At 65.5% G+C, this 21,602-nt stretch carries 20 protein-coding genes and 1 pseudogene; 7 read left to right on the top strand and 14 right to left on the bottom strand.

What is annotated here, in order from left to right:
• Nucleotides 1-954: pseudogene (locus tag CUR21_RS18675) on the top strand (pilus assembly protein PilP); the annotation flags it as partial.
• A 19-nt stretch (nt 955-973) separates the two neighbouring features.
• On the opposite strand, the gene cobT reads toward CUR21_RS18675, so the two are convergent.
• A complete protein-coding gene (gene cobT, locus CUR21_RS15180; RefSeq protein ID WP_100197923.1) occupies nt 974-1,990 on the bottom strand; it encodes a nicotinate-nucleotide--dimethylbenzimidazole phosphoribosyltransferase in 1,017 nt (338 codons plus the stop codon).
• Between the two features lie 80 nt (nt 1,991-2,070).
• Between cobT and CUR21_RS15185 the strand changes: the two genes are divergently transcribed.
• Nucleotides 2,071-2,826: an adenosylcobinamide-GDP ribazoletransferase gene (locus tag CUR21_RS15185; RefSeq protein WP_100197924.1), complete on the top strand. Its 756-nt coding sequence runs from the start codon at nt 2,071-2,073 to the stop codon at nt 2,824-2,826.
• Between the two features lie 51 nt (nt 2,827-2,877).
• On the opposite strand, the gene CUR21_RS15190 is transcribed toward CUR21_RS15185, so the two are convergent.
• The 5 genes from CUR21_RS15190 to CUR21_RS15210 all read right to left on the bottom strand — a co-directional run bounded on the left by CUR21_RS15190 (nt 2,878) and on the right by CUR21_RS15210 (nt 7,886).
• Complete coding sequence (locus CUR21_RS15190; RefSeq protein WP_100197925.1) at nt 2,878-3,387, bottom strand: CarD family transcriptional regulator; 510 nt, start codon at nt 3,385-3,387, stop codon at nt 2,878-2,880.
• Between the two features lie 290 nt (nt 3,388-3,677).
• The gene (gene fdxA, locus CUR21_RS15195) at nt 3,678-4,016 is read right to left on the bottom strand and encodes a ferredoxin FdxA (RefSeq protein WP_100197926.1); all 339 of its coding nucleotides are present in this window, start codon (nt 4,014-4,016) and stop codon (nt 3,678-3,680) included.
• Nucleotides 4,017-4,067: 51 nt separating this feature from the next.
• Nucleotides 4,068-4,388, bottom strand: a complete 321-nt coding sequence (locus tag CUR21_RS15200; RefSeq protein ID WP_100197927.1) for an RNA-binding S4 domain-containing protein — start codon at nt 4,386-4,388, stop codon at nt 4,068-4,070.
• Nucleotides 4,389-4,391: 3 nt separating this feature from the next.
• Nucleotides 4,392-7,307 carry a helicase-related protein gene (locus CUR21_RS15205; RefSeq protein WP_232622827.1) on the bottom strand — a complete coding sequence of 972 codons (2,916 nt, stop codon included), beginning with the start codon at nt 7,305-7,307 and terminating at the stop codon, nt 4,392-4,394.
• 21 nt (nt 7,308-7,328) lie between these two features.
• Entirely contained in the window at nt 7,329-7,886 is a 558-nt protein-coding gene (locus CUR21_RS15210; protein WP_100197928.1) for a tetratricopeptide repeat protein, read from the bottom strand.
• A gap of 69 nt (nt 7,887-7,955) precedes the next feature.
• Here CUR21_RS15210 and CUR21_RS15215 point away from each other — a divergent pair, with 69 nt between their 5' ends.
• Nucleotides 7,956-8,243 (top strand): SCP2 sterol-binding domain-containing protein, encoded by a 288-nt coding sequence (locus CUR21_RS15215; RefSeq protein WP_100197929.1) that lies wholly within the window; start codon nt 7,956-7,958, stop codon nt 8,241-8,243.
• 2 nt (nt 8,244-8,245) lie between these two features.
• Nucleotides 8,246-9,187 (top strand): alpha/beta fold hydrolase, encoded by a 942-nt coding sequence (locus tag CUR21_RS15220; protein WP_100197987.1) that lies wholly within the window; start codon nt 8,246-8,248, stop codon nt 9,185-9,187.
• A gap of 35 nt (nt 9,188-9,222) precedes the next feature.
• Here CUR21_RS15220 and CUR21_RS15225 read toward each other — a convergent pair whose 3' ends face one another.
• The 5 genes from CUR21_RS15225 to CUR21_RS15245 form a co-directional block, all read right to left on the bottom strand.
• The gene (locus CUR21_RS15225; RefSeq protein WP_100197930.1) at nt 9,223-9,945 is read right to left on the bottom strand and encodes a proteasome-type protease; all 723 of its coding nucleotides are present in this window, start codon (nt 9,943-9,945) and stop codon (nt 9,223-9,225) included.
• Between the two features lie 93 nt (nt 9,946-10,038).
• A complete protein-coding gene (locus CUR21_RS15230; protein ID WP_157792038.1) occupies nt 10,039-10,704 on the bottom strand; it encodes a hypothetical protein in 666 nt (221 codons plus the stop codon).
• 97 nt (nt 10,705-10,801) lie between these two features.
• The gene (locus CUR21_RS15235; protein ID WP_100197932.1) at nt 10,802-11,629 is read right to left on the bottom strand and encodes a transglutaminase family protein; all 828 of its coding nucleotides are present in this window, start codon (nt 11,627-11,629) and stop codon (nt 10,802-10,804) included.
• The gene (locus tag CUR21_RS15240) at nt 11,629-12,579 is read right to left on the bottom strand and encodes an alpha-E domain-containing protein (protein WP_100197933.1); all 951 of its coding nucleotides are present in this window, start codon (nt 12,577-12,579) and stop codon (nt 11,629-11,631) included. Before CUR21_RS15240 ends, CUR21_RS15235 begins: the two co-directional genes overlap by 1 nt.
• A gap of 7 nt (nt 12,580-12,586) precedes the next feature.
• Nucleotides 12,587-13,978: a circularly permuted type 2 ATP-grasp protein gene (locus CUR21_RS15245; protein ID WP_198431731.1), complete on the bottom strand. Its 1,392-nt coding sequence runs from the start codon at nt 13,976-13,978 to the stop codon at nt 12,587-12,589.
• 189 nt (nt 13,979-14,167) lie between these two features.
• On the opposite strand from CUR21_RS15245, the gene CUR21_RS15250 reads away from it, so the two are divergent.
• From CUR21_RS15250 to CUR21_RS15260, 3 genes are all read left to right on the top strand, one after another.
• The gene (locus CUR21_RS15250) at nt 14,168-15,184 is read left to right on the top strand and encodes a ligase-associated DNA damage response exonuclease (protein WP_100197935.1); all 1,017 of its coding nucleotides are present in this window, start codon (nt 14,168-14,170) and stop codon (nt 15,182-15,184) included.
• Nucleotides 15,185-15,278: 94 nt separating this feature from the next.
• A complete protein-coding gene (locus CUR21_RS15255) occupies nt 15,279-16,931 on the top strand; it encodes an ATP-dependent DNA ligase (protein ID WP_100197936.1) in 1,653 nt (550 codons plus the stop codon).
• 77 nt (nt 16,932-17,008) lie between these two features.
• Complete coding sequence (locus CUR21_RS15260; RefSeq protein WP_100197937.1) at nt 17,009-18,835, top strand: M3 family oligoendopeptidase; 1,827 nt, start codon at nt 17,009-17,011, stop codon at nt 18,833-18,835.
• Nucleotides 18,836-18,871: 36 nt separating this feature from the next.
• Here CUR21_RS15260 and CUR21_RS15265 read toward each other — a convergent pair whose 3' ends face one another.
• The 3 genes from CUR21_RS15265 to CUR21_RS15275 all read right to left on the bottom strand — a co-directional run bounded on the left by CUR21_RS15265 (nt 18,872) and on the right by CUR21_RS15275 (nt 21,601).
• Complete coding sequence (locus CUR21_RS15265) at nt 18,872-19,693, bottom strand: B12-binding domain-containing protein (RefSeq protein WP_100197938.1); 822 nt, start codon at nt 19,691-19,693, stop codon at nt 18,872-18,874.
• A 184-nt stretch (nt 19,694-19,877) separates the two neighbouring features.
• Nucleotides 19,878-20,870 (bottom strand): Gfo/Idh/MocA family protein, encoded by a 993-nt coding sequence (locus tag CUR21_RS15270; RefSeq protein WP_100197939.1) that lies wholly within the window; start codon nt 20,868-20,870, stop codon nt 19,878-19,880.
• 107 nt (nt 20,871-20,977) lie between these two features.
• Nucleotides 20,978-21,601, bottom strand: coding sequence for a class I SAM-dependent methyltransferase (locus CUR21_RS15275; RefSeq protein WP_100197940.1), 624 nt, complete (start codon nt 21,599-21,601; stop codon nt 20,978-20,980).
• Between the last annotated feature and the right edge of the window lies 1 nt (nt 21,602).

Genomic DNA, 21,602 nt, shown 5'->3' on the forward strand with positions numbered 1-21,602 from the left:
CCCTTTGGGACGGTGTATCAGTTTGATGCGCAAGGGCGGATCGTTCCGACTGCCGAAGGCATCATGACGCCCGATGGCGTGCTGCTGGTGGCGGGCAAGCCCGCGCGTCTGCCGCCCCAGCGCCCGGCCTCGGTCGCGGCGGCGGCAGCGGCGGCGGTTGCGGTGCCCGCAGAGGCGGATGCGACGGCGGCGGCAGAGGCGGCCCCCGTCGCGCCGGGTGCGCTGACGCCGGCCGAGACCTTTGCGGCAGATCCCGCCTTGTCAGATGCGCGGCCGCGCGTCCGGCCTGCCGGGCTGGCCCCGGCGGCTGCGGAACGGGCCGAGGATGATGCGTCCTTGGCTCCGGCCGAGGACAGCCGTTTTGCCAGCCTGCGGCCGCGTCTGCGGCCGCAAGCGATTCTGGCCGCCGGGGAAGCCGCGCGGCAGGCCTCGGAAGCGGCCTCGCTCGCGGTGCAGGCGGTGGTGGCGGAAGCCGCCGCCGAGGAGGCCAACCTGAGCCCGCTTGCGGTTTCGGTCTCTCGGGTTCCGGCGGCGCGTCCGCGTGACATGAGCCGCGCGGTGGAAGCCGCGGTGGCAGCCGCCACCCGCCAAGCCGCGCCCGAAGTGGTGGCCGCCGCCGCCCCTGCCCCGCGCAACGCGGCGCCGCAGGTCGAGGCCGATGAGGCGGATGACGAGCCAGAGGTTGCCACGGCGGCGCCGCGCATTCCCTCTTCGGCCAATGTGGCCAAGCAGGCGACTTTTGTGAACGCGATCAATTTGGGACGGCTGAACCTGATCGGCGTCTATGGCACGCAATCCAAGCGCTATGCGCTGGTGCGCCAGCCCAATGGCCGTTACCGCAAGGTGCAGGTGGGCGACAGCCTTGATGGCGGGCGCGTTCAGGCGATCACGGCTTCGGAAGTGCGCTATCAAAAAGGCGGGCGGTTGCTGGCGCTTGCCATGCCTGCAGGCTGAATCCCGGAGGTGCGGGGCCTCAGGCCCCGCTGACCCCGGCCTCGGCAAAGGTGGCCATGCCGGAATGGCAGGCGACCGCACCTTGAACCACCCCCAAAGCCAAAGCCGCGCCCGATCCTTCGCCCAAGCGCAGGCCAAGGTTGAGCAAAGGCTCTTTGCCCAAGGCGCCAAGCAGGCGCGCATGGCCTGATTCGGCGCTGACATGGCCCGCCAAGCAGTGGTCGAGCGCGCCGGGGTGTGCGCGCCACAACACGAGCGCCGCCGCGCAACAGATGAAGCCATCCAGAATCACCGCCACCCGCTCCGCGCGCGCCCGCGCGATGGCCCCGGCCATGGCCGCAATCTCGCGCCCGCCTAGGCAGCGCAGCACCTGCAGCGGGTCGGAAAGATGAGCGGCGTGACGGGCGAGCCCGGCGTCGATCACCTGCGCCTTGCGGATCAGGCCGTGATCATCCACCCCGGTGCCGCGCCCCACCCAATCTTGCGCGCGCCCCCCCAGCAGCGCGGTGGCAAGGGCCGCGGCCGACGTGGTGTTGCCGATCCCCATCTCCCCCGTCACGAGAAGATCGGCCTTGGGATCGACCGCATTCCACCCCGCGGCTAGGGCCGCCAGAAGCTCGGCTTCGGTCATGGCGGGGCTTTGGGTGAAATCGGCGGTGGGCTGATCGAGATCGAGCGCATGCACGCTGAGCGTCGCGCCAAATGCGCGCGACAGCTGGTTGATGGCCGCGCCGCCGTGCCGGAAATTGGCCACCATCTGCGCCGTGACTTCGGGCGGGAAGGCCGACACCCCGCGCGCGGCGATGCCGTGATTGGCGGCGAAGATCAGGACCTGCGGTTGCGCGGCCTGCGGCTTTTCGCGGCCCTGCCAGCCCGCCAACCAGATCGCCAGATCCTCCAGTCGGCCCAGCGCGCCGGGCGGTTTGGTGAGTTGGCCATTGCGGGCCGTCGCCGCCGCCTGCGCGGCGCTGTCGGCCGCGGGCTGGGTGGCGAGGCGCTTGCGGAAATCGTCGAGCGAGGCGAAGGGGGCGGTCATGGCGGGGTGTCCTGCGTTGCGCGGCGTCTGAGGCTTGGCTACAGACGTCTGAACAGAAGTTCCAGTCAGGATCAGACAGGATGCCCTCCAAGGACGACAGGCCGGTGTGGCTTTTGGCGGATGTGGCCTCGGCCTTCGGCTTACTGAGCCGCCTGCCCTTTCCGCAAACGCGGCACCACCGGCCCGAGGCCTGCTGGGCTTGGCCGCTGGTGGGGCTGGCGGTGGGCAGTCTTGGCGCGGCGGCGGGCTGGGGCGCGCTGGCGCTGGGGCTGCCGGTGGGGCTGGCGGCGGCGGCCGTGCTGGCGGCGGGGGTGCTGTGCACCGGCGCGCTGCACGAGGACGGACTGGCCGATACGGCGGACGGGCTGTTCGGCGGCTGGACGCGCGAGCGGCGGCTGGAGATCATGAAGGACAGCCATATCGGCAGCTATGGCACGCTGGCGCTGCTGCTGATGGGGTTGGCGGTCTGGTCGGTGCTGGTGGCCCTGCTGTCGGTGGGCGCTTATGGCGCGATTCTGGCGGCGGCGGTGCTGTCGCGTGCGCCGATGGCGGTGGTGATGGCCGCCCTGCCCTATGCGCGGGCCGATGGTCTGTCGCGGCGCGTCGGGCGGCCTTCGGCGCTTGCGGCGGCGGCGGCGCTGGGGATGGCACTGGCGCTTGTGGCGCCGCTGGGCGGGCTGGCCGGAGCCATGGCGGCGGCGGCGGCTCTGGCCGCTTTGGCGGTGGCGCTGATCGCGCGGGCCAAGATCGGCGGGCAGACCGGCGATATTCTGGGCGCCAGTCAGCAGATGGCGCATCTGGCGGCGCTGAGCATGGCGGCGGCGCTGCTGACATGAAAACGGCGGCCCGCTGCGGGGCCGCCGTGAAATAGGGCAAAGGCGCGCGGATCAGGCGGCGCGGCTGACCAACACGTCATCCACGGTTTTCGCGGCGGAGCCTGCGTCCACACCCGACACCGCCGCGACTTCGCGGGTGAGCCGTTCCAGCGCGGCTTCATAAAGCTGACGCTCGGAATAGGATTGTTCGCGCTGATCGTCGCTGCGGTGCAGGTCGCGCACCACTTCGGCAATGGCCATCAGATCGCCGGAGTTGATCTTCTGTTCATATTCCTGCGCCCGGCGCGACCACATCGCCCGCTTGACCTTGGCCTTGCCCTTCAGCGTGTCCAGCGCCTTCGACACCACATCGGGCGCAGACAGGGCGCGCATGCCGATTTCGGTGGCCTTATGGGTGGGCACCCGCAGCGTCATCTTGTCTTTTTCAAAGGTGATGACGAACAGCTCCAGCTTGAAGCCGGCGATTTCCTGCTCTTCGATGGACATGATCTTGCCCACGCCATGGGCGGGATATACGACGAATTCGTTGGGGCGGAACTCGGGTCTTTTGGACTTGGTCATTCAGTCGCTTCCTAACAGCGGAGGCCCTCTGGCGACAAAAGAACCGCCCCGACCCCATCAGGTCGGGCGATACGGCGGTTTTGTCACAAGAAATTCCACCTCAGGCGAGCAGCGCTGAGCGGAGGTCAGGCGTCCATGATTGTTTGTGACGCTGGTATATCACAAATTTTGCATGATTCCAACTGCCGCAGACCCGTTCAAAGGGGCAAACCGGGGTTGAAAACATGGAATATTTACCATCTTTGCCGAATCGGCATAGCTGGTTTGACGAATCAGGCAGGAAAAAGGCGTCAGCTGCCTTCGCCGGGGGCTTCGGAGAAATACTTCTCGCGCTTGTCTTTTTCGCCATCGCGCGCCTCGGCCTCGGGCAGAGGGTCTTTGCGCACGGTGATGACCGGCCACATTTCGGAATATTTGCGGTTGAAGGCCACCCATTGATCCATGTCCGGCTCGGTGTCCGGGCGGATGGCATCGGCGGGGCATTCGGGTTCGCACACACCGCAATCGATGCATTCATCGGGGTGAATGACCAGCATGTTCTCGCCTTCGTAGAAGCAGTCCACCGGACAGACTTCCACGCAATCGGTGTATTTGCAGGCGATGCAGTTATCAATCACCACATATGTCATCGGATCAGGCCCTTGGATTGGTCGGGTCAGTAGCTAGAGCAAGCGGTGGGATCATTCAAGCGCCTCTGGCGCGGCTTGCGGGTCGAGATCGAGATAAAGCGCCTGCGCCTCGGCGGCGGGACCCCGGCGCAGGCCAAGCGCCTGCACCTTGATCACGCGGATCTGGCGGCCTTGGGCAAAGGTCAGCACATCGCCGATGCAGATGCCATGGCCGGGCTTTTTGGTGCGCTGACCGTTCACTCGGCAATGGCCGCCTTCGATCACCTCGGCAGACAAGGCGCGGGTCTTGAAGAACCGCGCCTGCCAGAGCCATTTGTCCAGCCGCAGGCGCGGCTGGACACCGGGGGCGGGTTTCGCGCCCGGACCGGCCAAGCGTCAGACCTTGCCCTTCAGCGCCATCAGCGCGGCAAAGGGGTTGTCGGGATCGATCGGCTTTTCGGCGCGCTGAGGGCGTGCCTCGAACTGGCGGGGCTTGTTGCTGTCGGGGCGGTCGCCGCCCTTGCCACGGTCGCCCTTGCCGCCACGGTCGTTCTTAGGACGGTCCCCCTTGCCCTGCGCGGGCTTGCCCTCGCCTTGCGGACGGTCGCGCCGGTCGCCCTGCGGGCGCTCGCTGCGCGGCTTGTCGCCTTGCGGACGATCCCCTTGCGGACGTTCGCCGCGCGGCCGATCCCCTGCGGGACGCTCCCGCCGTTCGCCTTGCGGCCGCGCGCCGCGCTCGGGGCGCGGGTTGCGAGGCTTGGGCGCCCAAGTGAAGGTGTAGAACGACTCCATCTCGGGTGCGGCAGCTTCGGCCTGCGGCTCTTCCGGCACGGGGGCCAGCACCGAGACTTCTTCCGGGATCGGGTTTTGCGGCGCGTCGGGATCGACGGCCGGGGCCACGACCACGGGTTCCGAGGTCTTGACCTTGGCGCGTTCGGCCTTTTCGCCCTTATAGCCCAGACCCGCCATCAGATCCGCGAACTGGTCCAGCGTCATGCCGGTGATCGACAGCATGTCGGGCGTTGCCTCGAACCCGGCGCGGCTGTCTTTCTGGCGCAGGATATCGGCCAGACGCTCCAGCATGTCGATGCGGATCGCACGGCTGCCCGCCGGGTGATAGCCCGCCAGCGTGTAATGCGATTTCGGCACCTCGGCCACATTGGGGATGGTCACGAGGCCCGGAGGCGGGCTTTCGGGGAATTCGTCCAGACCGTTCCACAGCGACCACAGCACCAAGCGCAACCGGGTGGGCGCGGGTTTGAGCAGAAGCGGCAGGAAGATGGTGAACTGGCCAAAGCGCACGCCATGCTTGCGCAGCGCGCCGCGCGACTCTTGATCCAGCTCTTTCACGTCATTGGCCACGAGGTCGCGCGGCAAGACGCCCAGACCCTCGACCAGACGGAAGGCGAACCCCCGGGCCAGCCCGGTGAGGGTTTCATCCCGGCTCATCGCGGCCAGCGGCTCGAACAGGGCGGCCACCTTGCGGTCGATGAAATGCTGCAAGCGACGGCGCACCTTTTCGGCCACCTCGAAGCCCGCTTCCTCGTCCACGAAAGCCTCGACCGAGGGGCGCAGCGCCTCGGCGCCTTTCACCAGTTTGCCCACCGCAGTGGTGCCCCACATCAGGCCCCCCTGCTCGGTGAAATCCATCTCGGTGTCGGGCGCATTGTAGAACCGGTCTGCCCGCAGGTGGAATTCCGGCTTGAGCGCCTGAACGGCGGCCTGCGCCATCACCTTTGCCTCATCGGGTGAGGTGCTGGCATCCTGCCGGAACCGGAATCCCTCCAGACGGCCGACGAATTCGCCTTCAACCGTCACTTCGCCTTTGTCGTTCACCTCGGCCACGAGGGTCTCCTTCTGCTTCAACCGGCGAAGCAGCACACTTGTCCGCCGGTCTACAAATCTTTGCGTCAGTCTTGCGTGCAATGCATCTGACAGACGGTCTTCTACAGCGCGAGTCTCGTCGCGCCAATGGCTTTCGTTATCCACCCAGCCTTTGCGCTGCGCAATGTAGGTCCAGGTGCGGATATAGGCGAGGCGTTTCGAGATGGCGTCGATGTCCCCATCGGTGCGGTCGATGCGGGCGACCGCCTTGCCGATCCAGTCAGAAGGCACCCGCCCGCCGCCAAGACCCCGGCCACAGAGGAATTCGAAAAGGCGGGCGAGAAGCCCTGCGTGATCGCTGGCGGAGGCCCCGCGAAAATCGGGGACGCGGCAGACATCCCACAACAGCTGCACCCGCTTTGGCCCGGTCAGCCGGTCGCGCACCTCGGGCATCTCGACCAGCGATTTCAGCGCCAGCACGTCATCGGCATCGCGGGCGCGGGTGAGCCATTCGTTCGAGGTATGCTCTTCCAGGCTGCGGATCAGCCGGTCGGCGTTGCCGAAATCCAGCGCGTGGTTGCGCCACATGAGCTTGCGCACCGGGGCAAACTGGTGGTTTTCAATGGCCTCGATGATCTCTTCGTCAAAGGGCCGCGCCTCACCGGTGACGCCAAAGGTGCCGTTTTCGGTGTGGCGCCCTGCCCGCCCGGCGATCTGCGCCAATTCTTGCGGGTAAAGCCCGCGCATCCGGCGGCCATCGAATTTGGCGGTGGCGGAGAAGGCGATGTGCTTGATATCAAGGTTGAGCCCCATGCCGATGGCATCGGTGGCCACCAGATAATCGACATCCCCATTCTGATACAGCGCCACCTGCGCATTGCGGGTGCGTGGGGAAAGCGCCCCCATCACCACCGCACAGCCACCCTTCTGACGACGGATCAACTCGGCGATGGCATAGACGTTTTCAACCGAAAAGCCCACAATCGCGCTGCGCGGGGGCATACGGCTTATCTTTTTCGAACCTGTATAGGTCAGCTCGCTGAAACGCTCGCGTTTCAGGAAGGTCACCCCCGGCACCAGACCCGCAATCGCGGGGCGCATGGTTTCCGCGCCCATGAACAGGGTTTCATGCAGGCCGCGCGCCCGCAGCAGACGGTCGGTGAAGACATGGCCGCGGTCGGGATCGGCGCAAAGCTGGATTTCGTCGATGGCCACGAAGTCGGCACCGATTTCCAGCGGCATCGCTTCGACCGTGCAGACCCAATACTGGGTGCGGTCGGGCACGATCCGCTCTTCCCCGGTGACCAGCGCCACGACCGAAGGGCCGCGCAGCGCAACGATCCGGTCATAGACTTCGCGGGCAAGCAGACGCAGCGGCAGGCCGATCACCCCCGTGCGGTGGCCGAGCATGCGGTCGATCGCATAATGGGTCTTGCCCGTATTGGTCGGCCCGAGGACCGCCGTGATCCGGCCGGTGGTCGCGCCCATCCTGTGCCCTTGTGCCTGACGTTAAAGATCGGTGCCCGCGACCTGGGTTTCCAGCCGCTTCACATTGTCTGATACGCCGCGCAGATTGGGATGTATAGCCAGCGCGGCGCGGTAGACCTCCAACGCCTTGCCGGGATTGTCCAGTTCTTCGTAAATCGCGCCCAAGCCTGCCAGCGCCCCGAAATGGCGTGGGTTCAGGGTCAGCGCGCGCCCGATGTCCGAGATCGAGGGGCCGAGCTGGCGCGCCTGATAATAGGCGGTGGCCCGCGCATTCCAGCCTTCGGCAAACTCTGGGGCATGGTCTGTCAGCGCGGTGAAGTGATCGATCGCCTCCGAGATCTTGCCCGCGGCCATGGCGTCACGCCCGCGCTGCAACAGCAGATCCATCGCCGGAGAGCCGCTTTTGGACCATTCGTTCCAGATCTCACGCTCCAGCCGGGGGGCGGTGCGTTCATCGGCAGATTTGAGCTTGTCGAACAAATCGTCGAGCGATTCCTCTGCCCCTGCCACCGGCGCGGAGAGAAAAACTGCACAAAGTGCCGCCACGAAAAGATTGAGAAACCGCGCATGTGCTTTCATATGTCGAAGGTAGCGTATTGGCGCGGAAAAACCATATCCAAGCCGTCACAAGGCAGAGAGGATTTCTACATGAGCGACGTGGTAACCGAAGCGGTGCAGGTGCTGTCGAAAAAGCTGTCGGGCGGCTTTGACGGCGTGGCCAAATTCGTGATCGAAGGCGAAGGCGCGATCATGCTGGATGGCGAAGGCGTGCGCGCGGGCGACGACCCGGCCGATGTGACGATGACGGCGAGCGCCGAGGTGTTCAAGCGCATCCTTGACGGCGATCTGAATCCGACGATGGCCTTCATGCAGGGCAAGCTGGCGGTGGATGGCAGCATGGGCATGGCGATGAAACTGGGCTCGGTTCTGGGGTGAGCGTGTCCGGCCCGCCCCCCGCACCGCTGCATGCCGAACTGGCGCTGGGGCCAGAGGGCGGTGCCGCCTATTGGCTGACCGCCTCGGATGGGGTGCGTATCCGTGCCGGGGTGTGGCCGAGCGGCGAAAAAGGGACGGTGCTGCTGTTTCCCGGCCGCACCGAATATGTTGAGAAATACGGGTTGGGCGCGGCGGATCTGCGCGCGCGCGGTTATGCGACGGTGGTGATCGACTGGCGCGGCCAAGGGCTGGCGGACCGGTTGCTGCCTGACCGTATGCTGGGGCATGTGGCGCAGTTTCAGGATTATCAGCGCGATGTGCAGGCGGTGCTGCAAATGGCGCAGCGGTTGGGCCTGCCGGAACCCTATTACCTGATCTCGCATTCGATGGGCGGCGCGATTGCGCTGCGCTCGCTGATGCAGGGCCTGCCGGTCAAGGCGGCGGTGTTTTCGGCACCGATGTGGGGCATTGCGATGAAAGCGTGGTTGCGGCCCTTTGTGCCGCAGGTGACGCGGGTCTCGGGCTGGTTGGGACAGGCCAACCGGCTGGCGCCCAGCACCAGCGCCAAAAGCTATGTGCTGGAAACCGGCTTTGGCGGCAATGTGCTGACCACCGACCCCGAGATGTGGCAGTATATGAAACGCCAGATGGTCGAGCGGCCAGAACTGGCCTTGGGCGGGCCGAGCATTGCATGGCTGGCCACGGCGCTGGCGGAATGCCGCGATCTGGCGCTGCGGCCTTCGCCCGATTATCCGGCGCTGACGGCGCTGGGCACCGCCGAAAAGGTGGTTGATGTGGCGCCGATCCATCTGCGCATGGCGCGTTGGCGGGGGGGGCGGCTGGCGCTGTATGAGCGCGCCGAGCATGAGGTGCCGATGGAAACACCGATGCACCGGACCCGTTTCTATGACGAGGCAGCGGCGCTGTTCGACGCGCATCGCTGAGTGGCGCCGCGCCCTGAGGCGCGGCCTGCCGCTGATCAGATCTTGATCTGGCTGAAGCCTTCGCGCAGCGCATGTGACCAAGCCTCGCTCATGGCGCGGAAGGATTCGTCGCCCGCTTCGATCCGGCGCTGGGTGCCGATGCGCAGCGCATCGCGGGGGATGACGCACAGATCAAGCGGCATGCCCACCGACAGGTTGGAGCGCAAGGTGGAATCCATCGACAACAGCACCGCCTTTTGGGCATCGCTGAGCGAGGTGGAAGGTTTCACCACCCGGTCAAGGATGGGCTTGCCGTATTTATGCTCGCCAATCTGCAAGAAGGGCGTGTCTTCGGTGGCTTCGATGAAATTGCCTTCCGGATAGATCAGGAACATGCGCATGCCGCCGCCCTTGCGCTGCCCTGCCACGATCATGGTGGCGCTGGCGCCTTGGGCCATCGACAGTTTTTCATCAATCTCGCGCCGCACCTCGGCCAGCACATTGCCCACGATCTGCGCCACCTTGAGCATGGTGGGGGCCAGCATCACCGAGGTGTCGGGGGTGGCGTCCTTGTCGTCCATCGCGTCGCGCAGGCGGGCAATCGTGGTTTGGGTCACCGATAGGCTGCCTGCAGTGAGGATGGTGATGATCCGCTCACCCGGTTCTTCGAAGTGGAACATCTTGCGATAGGTGGCGATGTTGTCGAGCCCGGCATTGGTGCGCGTATCCGACAACAGCACCATGCCCTCGTTCAGCAACAGCCCGACACAATAAGTCATATTTCCGCCCCCAAGACTCGACGCCGAACGCTACTGCCGGCGCGGAGGGATGGAAAGGGCGATCATGCAGCAAAGCCCTGCATGACTGCACATCTAAAGGCTTGCCAGCACCGTGAAAGCGGGGCCTTTCACCAGTTGCATCGTCACAAGGACGAGTGCGGCGGCGGCACCGATCCGGAAGAAGCGATGCTGCCAGAATTTGCGCCGGGGGGTGAGGTCTTCGCTGTCGACCTCGGAAGCCGTTCCGGGGTCGGTCTGGAACATGGCGGGCAGCGTGCGGCGGCGCGGTTTGGGGCTGGCGGTGGCGGCCACCGAGGCGGCGGGCACGGGCGCGTGCAACACCAGCGGTGCCGCTGGGTCAATGGGTTGCGCCTTGTCCAGCGCGGCCAGAAAATCGGCCAGGCTGAAGGCGGTTCCCGAGGCGGGTTCCAGCGGGGGCAACGCATGGCGGGCGGCATTTTCGGTGAGTCGCAAGATGATGGCGAGCCGCGCGGCCTCATCCTTGGCCGGATAGCGCCCTGAGGGGGCCCCGGAACTGAAGGTGTTGTAGCCAAAGCCCGAGGCCTCGAAATAGTCGCGCAAGGGCTTGGGGGCGCGGCGCAAGGCTTCGGCGGTGGCCGGATCGCGGAACAGGGCGACGGTGGCGGAATCATCCTGCGGGCTGAATCCGGCGGCGGCGAGCAGACCGTCCAGCCGTGAGTCCGGCGCGTTCGACTGCGGGATCACTTCAAAAATGTCGAAATCGTAACCCAAGGCCATGCTGCCCCCCATGTGCGCTTTGTCTCGCAAGGGCAAGGTGCGCAGCAGTTGTGGCAACAGCGCGGCGGAATTGCGAAAACTGTCGCCAATTCCGCCGCTATTGCTGGGTTTGCGACTGGGTTTGGCTTTGGAGCACCGTCACCGAGACATCAAGGCTTTCCTCGCCCGGGCCGCGCGTGGTGCCACGAATCATCGCCGCATGTGCCGAATCAAGGCCCGAGCCAAGCCGGATGTAGCGGTCATCCGGGCAGCACCGGTTGGCGGGGTCGAACCCGACCCAGCCCAGACCGGCGATGAACACCTCGGCCCAAGCATGGGCGGCGTCATGGGCCGCGCCGTCGATGCCCACCAGAAGATAGCCCGAGACATAGCGCGCGGGCAGGCCGATGTGGCGGGCCACGGCGATGACCGCATGCGCCTGATCCTGACAGACACCGGTGCCCAGCGCCATCGCCTCGGCCGCGGTGGTCTGTGAGGTTGTGGTGCCAGGGGTGTAGACGATGGCGTCAGAGACGCGCGCCGAAACGGCATGGGCGGCGGCCAAGGCATCCTGCTGCGGCGTCAGCCCTTCTGCCAAGGCGATCAGGGCCGCATCGGCTTCGGTGGGATGGGTCTTGCGCAGATAGGCCTCTGGCGGCACCAATTCCTTGTGGCCCCGCAAGACCCCGGCCTGATCCAGCGTTTCCACCTGTCCGGTCACATGCACGGTGATCTCATTCACCGGGCCGAGCACCGTCCATCCCTGAACCCAGTCGCCTGCCCCGTCACGAAAGCCGCCGCCCATCTGGCCATCGCTGACCGTGACCTTCCAGCGCAGCATCTTTTGCCCTGCGCAGAGCGATGGCATCAGCCGGTGGCTTTGCACCACGCCGCGCACGGGTTGGTCGTAATGGTAGCGGGTGACATGATCGACCGTCAGCAGCATCAGCGCACATCCCCATTCAGATAGCAGTCCCGGATGACAGAGCCCGCCCGCGCCATATCGCCGATGAAGCGGCTGAGGAATTCGTGCAGGCCTTCGTCAAAGATGTCTTCCACGCGCAACTCGGCCAGTTCGGCCTGAATGCCGCGCGCCTTTTCCTGCGCCGCCGTCTTGCGCTGATAGCCGCGCGCCAGCCGGTCCAGATGCGTGGTCATGCCGTCGACACAGGTGATCAGGCTGCGCGGGCATTGCGGGTTCAGGATCAGGAAATGCGCGATCTTGGCCGCCGTCACCTCGCCGCCATAGGCCCAGTGAAAGGCCCGGTGCGAGGACATGGCGCGCAAAAGCGTGGTCCATTGGTAATTGTCCAGCCCCGAGCCGACAAACTCCAACCGGGGCAGCAGGACGTAATATTTCACATCCATCAGCCGCGCGGTGTTGTCGGCGCGTTCCAGAAAATAGCCAAGGTTCAGGAAATCCCAGCCATCGTTGCGCAACAGCGTGGCATCGATCGACCCGCGCACAAGGGCGGTGTTGCGCATGGTCCAATCGGTCAGCACCGACAGATCGAGTTCCGACCGGGGACGGCGCTCCAGCTGACGCAGCTCCTGAAAGGCGGTGTTCAGCGCATCCCAGACCTGCGTGGTCAGCGCGGTGCGCACGATGCGCCCGTTTTCCCGCGCGGCCCGGATGCAGGACATCACCGAAGACGGATTGTCCCCGTCGAAAAAGAACCAGCTTTCCAGATTGCGCTGCACCGCATCGCCATATTTGCGGGCAAAGCCATCGGCGGTGCCGCTCGCGTGCAGAAGCGATTCCCATTCGTTGCGATAGCCTGCGGCCGAGGGCATCAGCGCGATGCGTGCCCCCACTTCCAACAGCCGGGCCGAGGTTTCGGCGCGCTCCATGTAACGGGCCAGCCAGAAAAGATTGTCTGCGGTTCTGCTCAGCATGTCTGGTTCACTCCGCCAGCACCCAAGTATCCTTAACCCCGCCGCCCTGCGACGAGTTCACCACCAAAGACCCTTCGGTCAACGCCACCCGGGTGAGGCCACCGGGCACCAGTTCGATCCGCTCGCCCACAAGGCAATAGGGCCGCAGATCCACATGGCGCGGCGCGATGCCTTCGGCCACAAAGGTGGGCGTCGTCGACAGCGCGAGCGTGGGTTGCGCGATGTAATTGCCCGGATTGGCGGTGATGCGGGCGCGGAACAGCTCCACCTGATCGGCGCTGGCCTTGGGGCCCACCAGCATGCCGTAGCCGCCCGAGCCATGCACCTCTTTCACCACCAGCTCATTCAGATGCGCCAGCACATATTTCAGATCTTCCGCCTTGCCGCATTGCCAGGTGGGGACGTTGTTCAGAATGGGCTCTTCCCCAAGGTAAAAGCGGATCATCTCGGGCACATAGGTGTAGACGGCCTTGTCATCGGCAACGCCCGCACCCGGCGCCGAACAGATGCTCACCCCGCCCGAGCGGTAAACATCCATCAACCCCGGCACGCCCAGCATGGAATCGGGGCGGAAGCACAAAGGATCGATAAAAGCGTCATCCAGACGGCGGTAGATCACATCCACCCGGCGCGGGCCTTCGGTGGTGCGCATGAAGACGAATTCGCCCTCGACAAACAGATCCTGCCCTTCGACCAGCTCCACGCCCATCAGATCGGCCAGAAAGCTGTGTTCGTAATAGGCGCTGTTGTAATGGCCGGGGGTCAGGATCACCACCGTCGGCTCGCGGTCGCATTTCTGCGGCGCGACCGAGGCCAGCGTGCGGCGCAGGATCTCGGGGTAACTGTCGACGGGCTGGATGCGGTTCTCGCGGAACAGATCCGGGAACATGCGCATCATGATCTCGCGGTTTTCCAGCATGTAGGACACGCCCGAAGGGGTGCGGCAGTTGTCTTCCAGCACAAAGAACTCATCGGGGCCGGTGCGCACCAGATCGATGCCGACGATATGGGAATAAACCCCTTTGGGCGGCACGATACCGACGACCGCCTTCTCATAGGCCTCGTTCAGATAGACCAGCCGCGCCGGAATGCGGCCCGCGCGCACAATCTCGCCCCGGCCATAGACATCGACCAGAAAGGCATTGAGCGCGCGCGCGCGCTGCTTGATGCCGCGCTCCAGCTTGGCCCATTCCGCGCCGGAAAACACCCGCGGAAACATGTCGAACGGGATCAGGCGGTCCGGATCGCCGCCTTCGCCATAAACGGCAAAGGTGATGCCGATGCGCCGGAACAGCGCCTCGGCCTCGGCCTGTTTCATCTGGCGCAACTCGGCCGGCATGGCCGTCATCCAGTCCTGCAGCCGCGCATAGGGCGCGCGCACCGAATGGCCCTGATACATCTCGTTAAAATAGCTGGTCACAACGGCCCCCGTTCCCCGGTCCTTGACCTCAGTTAATCAGCCCCGTCCCGCCTGCGAAAGGGGGAGCCTGCATTTCCTGCGCGCTTAATGGCCATTCGCCCCAATTTTGTGCGGCGATTTGCTGGCAGCGGGTCTTTCCCCCGGCGCGCGGCGTGCTAGGCTCCCCTTATGTCCGCACAATTGCTCAGCTTTACCGACCGAGGCATCTTCTGCGCCGAAGGGGGGTTCTACATCGACCCGTGGCACCCGGTGGACCGCGCGCTGATCACCCATGGCCACAGCGACCATGCCCGCTGGGGCCATGGGCACTATCTGTGCACCCATCAGGCGCTGCCGGTGATGCGGCACCGCCTTGGCGATATCCGCGCCGAAGGCATCGGCTATGGCGAGCGGCGCCAGATCGGCGGGGTCGAGGTGAGCTTTCACCCGGCCGGCCATGTGCCCGGCTCGGCGCAGATCCGGGTGGCGCGTGGCGGCGAGGTCTGGGTGGTGTCGGGCGATTACAAGGTGGAAGCCGACGGGCTGTCAGAACCCTTCGAGCCTGTCGCCTGCCACAGCTTCATCAGCGAATGCACCTTCGGCCTGCCGCTGTTCCGCTGGCAACCGCAAGCGGTGATCGCGGAGCAACTGGCCAACTGGTGGCACACCAATGCTGCCGAAGGGCGAGCCTCGATCCTCGCGGCTTACGGCTTGGGCAAGGCGCAGCGGCTGATGACGCTGCTGCCGCAGGCGGGGCCGATCCTCACCCATGGCGCGGTCGAGGAAACCACCCGCATCCTGCGCGACCAAGGCTATCCCCTGCCCGCCACCACCCGCGTGGTCGCCGGGATGGATGCGAAATCCCACCCCGGCGCGCTGATCATCGCGCCGCCTTCGGCCTTGGGCACCGCTTGGGCGCGGCGCTTTGGCCCCAGCGCCGAGGCCTTTGCCAGCGGCTGGATGGCCCTGCGCGGCATCCGCCGCCGCCGTGGCCTTGGCACCGGCTTCGTGATCTCGGACCATGCCGATTGGCCCGGCCTCAACGCCGCCATCCGCGCCACCGGGGCCGAGCGGGTGTTCGTGACCCATGGCTACACCACCCCCTTCCGCCGCTGGCTGGAAGAACAGGGCTATGAAGCCGGGATCGTGCAGACCGAATTCGGCGGCGAAGAGGCCGACACCCCAAGCGAGGCGGAGCCGTCATGATCTTGCACCTTTCCGAAATACTCTCGGGGGGGGAGGCCGCAGGCCTGGGGGGGCAGACAGCCCCCCCTGCGACGCTGGCCAAGGGCGCGCGCGCATGAAACGCTTCGCCGCCCTGTTCAACGCCCTCGATTCCACCACCAAGACCGGGGCCAAAACCGCCGCCTTGGTCGATTACTTCCGCACCGCCCCCGAGGCCGACCGGGTCTGGACCATCGCGCTTTTGTCGGGCCGCCGCCCCAAGCGGGTGGTCAATGCCACCGAATTGCGCACATGGGCGGCAGAGGCGGCCGGGGTGCCGCTGTGGCTGTTCGAGGAATCCTACGCCATCGCGGGCGATCTGGCCGAAACCATCGCGCATCTTTTGCCACGCGCCACACAGGCGGCAGATCCCTCGCTCGACGCCAGCTTGCGCGGGCTGATTGCCCTGACCGGACGCCCCGAGGCGGAGCGGCGCGCCTATGTCACCGCGGCCTGGGCCGGGCTGGGGCCCGATGAGCGCTTCCTCTTCAACAAGCTGATGACGGGCGGCTTTCGCATGGGGGTCAGTTCCGGGCTGATGACGCGCGCGCTGGCGCAGGCGACCGGGGTGGATGCGGCGGTGATGGCGCATCGGCTGATGGGCGACTGGGACCCGGCCCGCACCCGCTTTGCCGAGCTGACCGAAAGCGGCGGCGCCGAGACCGGTGCGCGGCCCTACCCTTTCGCGCTGGCCAGCGGGCTGGAGACTGCGCCGGAAAGCCTTGGCCCCGCTGCGGACTGGCTGGCGGAATGGAAATGGGATGGCATCCGCGGCCAGATCATCGCCCGCGCGCAAAGCTTTGCGATCTGGAGCCGTGGCGAGGATCTGATCACCGACCGCTTTCCCGAATTCGCCCCTTTGCAAGACCACCTGCCCCCCGGCACCGTGCTGGATGGCGAGATCGTGGCCTGGGGCGGCACAGCCCCCCTGCCCTTTGCCGACCTGCAAAAACGCATCGCCCGCAAGACGGTGCCGAAAAAGCTTCTGACCGAGGCGCCCGGGCATTTTCTGGCCTATGACCTGCTGGAAGCGGAGGGCACGGATCTGCGCGAGACACCTCTGGCCGCGCGGCGCGCACGGCTGGAAGCGATCCTTGCCGCCCTGCCGCCCGGCCTGCCGATCTCGGCTTCCCCGGTGGTGCAGGGGGACTGGCCAGAGTTGATCGCGCTGCGCGCCACCGCGCGGGCGCGCCGGGCCGAAGGGCTGATGCTCAAGCGCCTGTCCTCGCCCTATCACGCCGGGCGCAAGCGCGGCGACTGGTGGAAATGGAAGCTGGACCCGTTCAGCGTGGATGCGGTGATGCTTTATGCGCAATCGGGCCATGGGCGGCGGGCCAATCTGTTCACCGATTTCACCTTTGCGGTGCGCGATGGCAATGATCTGGTGCCCTTTACCAAGGCCTATTCCGGCCTGACGGATGCCGAATTCGCGGAGATCACCCGCTGGGTGGGCAAGCACACGGTGGAGCGCTTTGGCCCCGTGCGCCGCGTGGTGCCGGAACTGGTGTTCGAGATCGGCTTCGAGGGCATTCAGGAAAGCCCCCGCCACAAATCCGGCATCGCCTTGCGCTTTCCGCGCATGTTGCGCTGGCGGCAGGACAAGGCGGTGGACGAGATCGACACGCTGGAAAGCCTGCGCAGCCTGTTGCGGCAGGTGTCAGAGCCGGGGGCTTTGCCCGCCGAAAAGGAAGATCCGGGGGCTTCGCCCCCGGGCCCCCAGGATATTTGAAAACAGATGACGTCCGCGCGGGTTGAAATGCAGGGCGTGCAGGCCCTATTGAAGGGGGAACTTTGAAAGGTATTCCCATGACCCTGCCGCTGCCTCGCCCTGTGTTTGATGCCAATGCCGCTTCGGGCGGGTTCGGGGCTTTGCCCGAATGGGACTTGCGCGATCTGTATCCGGCGCCCGACTCGGAGGCGTTTCAGGCCGATCTGGCATGGCTGGAGACGGCTTGTGCCGATTTCGCTGCCAAATATGAGGGCAAGCTAGCAAGTCTGGATGCGGCGGGCTTGCTGGACTGTGTGCTGGCCTATGAAAAGATCGACATCGTGGCCGGGCGGCTGATGTCTTATGCGGGCCTGCGCTACTATCAGAACACCATGGACAGCGACCGCGCCAAGTTCATCGCCGATGTGCAGGATGAGGTGACGACCTTCACCACGCCGCTCGTGTTTTTCAGCCTCGAGTTCAACCGTCTGGAAGATGCGCATCTGGCGGCGCTGATCGCCGCCAATGCCGATCTTGCCCGCTACAAGCCGGTGTTCGACCGGATGCGGGCGATGCGGCCGCATCAGCTGTCGGATGAGCTGGAAAAGTTCCTGCATGACGAGTCGGTTGTGGGCGCAAGCGCTTGGAACAAGCTGTTCGACGAGACCATGGCCGGGCTGATGTTCAAGGTGGCGGGCGAAGAGGAGGAGCTGAACCTCGAGGCGACGCTGAACCTGCTCACCGACCCGGACCGCACGAAACGCGAGGCGGCGGCGCGCGCGCTGGCGGCGGTGTTTGACAAGAACATCAAGCTTTTTGCCCGGGTCCACAACACGCTTGCCAAGGAAAAGGAGATCCACGACCGCTGGCGCAAGATGCCCAGCCCGCAGCATGGGCGGCATCTGTCGAACCATGTGGAGCCCGAGGTGGTGGAGGCCTTGCGCAATGCGGTGGTGGCCGCCTATCCCAAGCTGAGCCACCGCTACTACCGGCTGAAGGCCAAATGGATGGGGCTGGAGCGGTTGCAGGTCTGGGACCGCAACGCACCCTTGGCACTGGAAGCGCCCAAGGTGGTGGGTTGGGAAGAGGCCACGCAGACCGTGCTGGGGGCTTATGGCGATTTCGCCCCCGAGATGGCAGATCTGGCCAAGCCCTTTTTCGAGAAAGGCTGGATCGACGCAGGGGTGAAGCCGGGCAAGGCACCGGGCGCTTTTGCGCATCCGACCGTGTCCACCGTCCACCCTTATGTGATGCTCAACTATCTGGGCAAGCCGCGCGATGTGATGACCTTGGCGCATGAGCTGGGGCATGGGGTGCATCAGGTGCTGGCGGCGGGACAGGGAGAATTGCTCTCTTCGACCCCGCTGACACTGGCGGAAACCGCCAGCGTGTTTGGCGAGATGCTGACCTTCCGCAAGCTGCTTGATCAGGCCAAGACCCCGGCCGAGCGCAAGACGCTGCTGGCCGGCAAGGTGGAGGACATGATCAACACGGTCGTGCGCCAGATCGCCTTTTATGATTTCGAGTGCAAGCTGCACGCCGCCCGCGCCGAGGGCGAGCTGACCCCGGACGACATCAACGCCCTGTGGATGAGTGTGCAGGCGGAATCGCTGGGCGATGCCTTTGATTTCATGGACGGCTATGAAACCTTCTGGGCCTATATCCCGCATTTCGTGCATTCGCCGTTTTATGTCTATGCCTATGCTTTCGGCGACGGTCTGGTGAACGCGCTTTATGCCGCCTATGAAAGCGGGCTGCCCGACTTTGAGCAGAAGTATTTCGAGATGCTGAAGGCCGGTGGATCAAAGCACCACAAGGAGTTGCTGGCGCCCTTTGGTCTGGATGCGTCCGACCCGAAATTCTGGGACAAAGGCCTGTCGATGATTGCAGGCTTCATCGACGAGCTGGAGGCGATGGAGGACTGAGCCTTCACGCAAGGCCGCCGGATCTGGCGCGAACGCTCAGATCCGGTTGGCGCGGCGCTGGATCAGGGCGTCCATATGGGCCAGCATCAACTGTTCGGCCTCATCCGCGGAATTTGCCAAGGCATCCGCCCCGGTCAAGGACAGCAGGCGCGACTCTTGGCTGATGATCGGGCCACCGATCATCACCCAAACCCCGGGGATATGCGCGCGCAAGGCCACCACCAACCGTGTGAGCGGCAGGATCATCTCGATCGACGTGGCCCCCAAGGCCACAGTGATCGGCGCATGGCCCTCGATCTCTTGCACGAGATCATCGGCGCTGTCGTTCTGCACCACGTCGATTGTCCAGCCCCGGCGGCGCAGGTCATCGGCGGCAAGGGTCAGGCCGAAAAGATGCCCCTCGCCCGGACAGGGGGCAAAGACAGCGTGCTGGCCGGGTTTGCGGTCGGACAGGCGCACGAAAACCTCGCGCAGGTCGTTCATGATGCGCCAGACGCGGTGCGAGGCGCGCAGCATTTCGGGCATCGCAATCGAGTCGCGCGCCCAGACATCGCCCACCTGCTGCACCGCCCCTGCGAGCAAGCCATGATACAGCGTGTCGGCAGGCATGCCGGACAGCCGGGCATCGCGCATGAAATCGGAGGCAGCGCCGTCATCCGCCCCGAGCAGCGCATCCCGCAAAAGCGCGATCTTGGGTGCGCTTGCCTCGATCCGGTCGCGGCGGGCCTGCGCGGCCACGCGCAGGATGACTTCGGCGGCAAAGGAATGCACGATGGCCTGCGGCCGCTCGGTCAGTTCCGCCTCGGGCGAAAACTGCCAACCGGTGTCAGCGGTGAACGCTGGAAGCCCTGTTGCCATCTCTGATCACTTTGAACGTGGCCCCGCCTGTGACGGACCGGATGGCCCTTCCCGCGCGGGGCGATCCCCCCCTGGGCGATTCCCGCCCTTGAGGTGAAATTTGGGGGAAAACTGTCAACCTGTCCACATTACTTTTGCAAAGGCCCCGCGCCGCGACGAGCGCAGGGCCTGTGACCAAGGCTGTTTAGAGGCGGATTTCGGACGCCCCGTCCAAGGCAAGATCCATCATCGCTTGCGTCCCCCGCACGAATTCCAGCGGGCAAGGATAGGCCGCGCCGGTGCGGATGCTGCGGCCAAACGCCTCGACCTGCAGCTTGTAGTGATTGGCGGTGGGGAAGCGGTCGGTGATGACGCGCTGGCCGGGAAGGTGCAATTCCACCTCGGCCACGTCATGCACATTGGCGTTGAAGGGCGCAGAGCCGACGCGGATCATGCCCTTGTCGCCTTGGAACACCACCTCTTGCCGGTTCGACAGGCGCATCGACGTCATCGAGCGATAGGTGAAGCGTCCGGTGGGGCCTTGCATCAGCGCGGCCAGATCGGCAAAGACCTCGACCCCGGCGTCCATGATGACGCGCGCAGAGACATCCACAGGCTCGGCCCCGGTGACAAAGCGCATGGAGCCCAGCGTGTAAACGCCGATATCGCGCAGCGAGCCACCGCCGGTGTCGGGGCGGTTGCGGATGTTGCCGGGTTCGGCCGCGTTGTTATAGCTGAAAGCCGCGTCGACATGGCGCAGGGTGCCAATCTCGCCCGCCTCCAGCCACGCTTTGGCGCGCTGCCATTGCGGGTGATGCACGATCATATAGGCCTCGGCCGCCAAGAGCCCGCTGGCATCGCGCGCGGCGATGATCTGGTCGATCTGTTCGGCGCGCAAGGCGATGGGCTTTTCGGTCAGCACATGCTTGCCTGCCGCAAGCGCCTTGAGTGTCCACTCCACATGCAGATGGTTGGGCAGCGGGACATAGACAGCCTCAATGCCGGGGTCGGCCAACAGGGCCTCATAGCTGCTGTGCACCTCCAGCGCGGGGCAAAAGGCGCGGAACCCTTCGGCCTTGGCCGGATCAGAGGTGGCCAGCGCCGCAAGTTCGGCCCCCTCGGCGGCATGGATGGCGGGGGCCATATGCTCGCGTGCGAATTTGGCCGCGCCGAGCACGCCCCAACGGACTGGTTTCATCTGCTTCTCTCCCTGTTAGCGCAATCAGACTAACGGCTTGCACGGATTGGGGGAAGTCATTTGACGCAAGGCTGGTGCAGAGGGCCGTCCATGCGGTCTGTCAGGCGTCACGCCTTGCGAAAGCGCATCAGCGTCATCATGCCAAAGGGGGGCAGCGCGGTTTCTTCGATCAGAGTAAGCCCGCGCGTGCCTGTCACCGTGCTGCGCTGAAAATCAGAGTGCCATCCCAGACGGTCTGCGAAAGGGGCGAAGACCCGCTCAAGCCACGGCAAGGCCCCCTTGTCGGCGGGATCACGGGCGAAGTGGTTGACCATCACGATGGTGCCGCCGGGGCGCAGCACGCGCGTCATTTCCGCCATCACCCGCTCAGGCTCGGGCACCACCGACATGATGTGCAGGGCGCTGATATGGTCAAAGCTGTTGTCGGCGAATTCCAAGGCACGGGCATCCATCAGGCGCAGCGCCTCGACATGCGCGAGGCCCTGTTCCTTGACCTTGTCGCGCGCTTTCTCCAGCATGGCTTCGCTGGCGTCGATCCCGGTGACGGACACATCCGGGCGATAGGCGGGCAGCGAAAGGCCGGTGCCCACCCCCACCTCGAGCACGCGGCCCCCAAGACCGTTGAGCACCGACACCGCCCGCCGCCGCCCCACCCGGGTGATCACGCCGAAGGTGGCGTCATAGATCGGGGCCCAGCGGGCATAGGACTTGCGGACGGCTTGGATATCCATG

This window comes from Pseudorhodobacter sp. MZDSW-24AT (genome assembly GCF_002794355.1).
Taxonomy (GTDB): Bacteria; Pseudomonadota; Alphaproteobacteria; order Rhodobacterales; family Rhodobacteraceae; genus Pseudotabrizicola.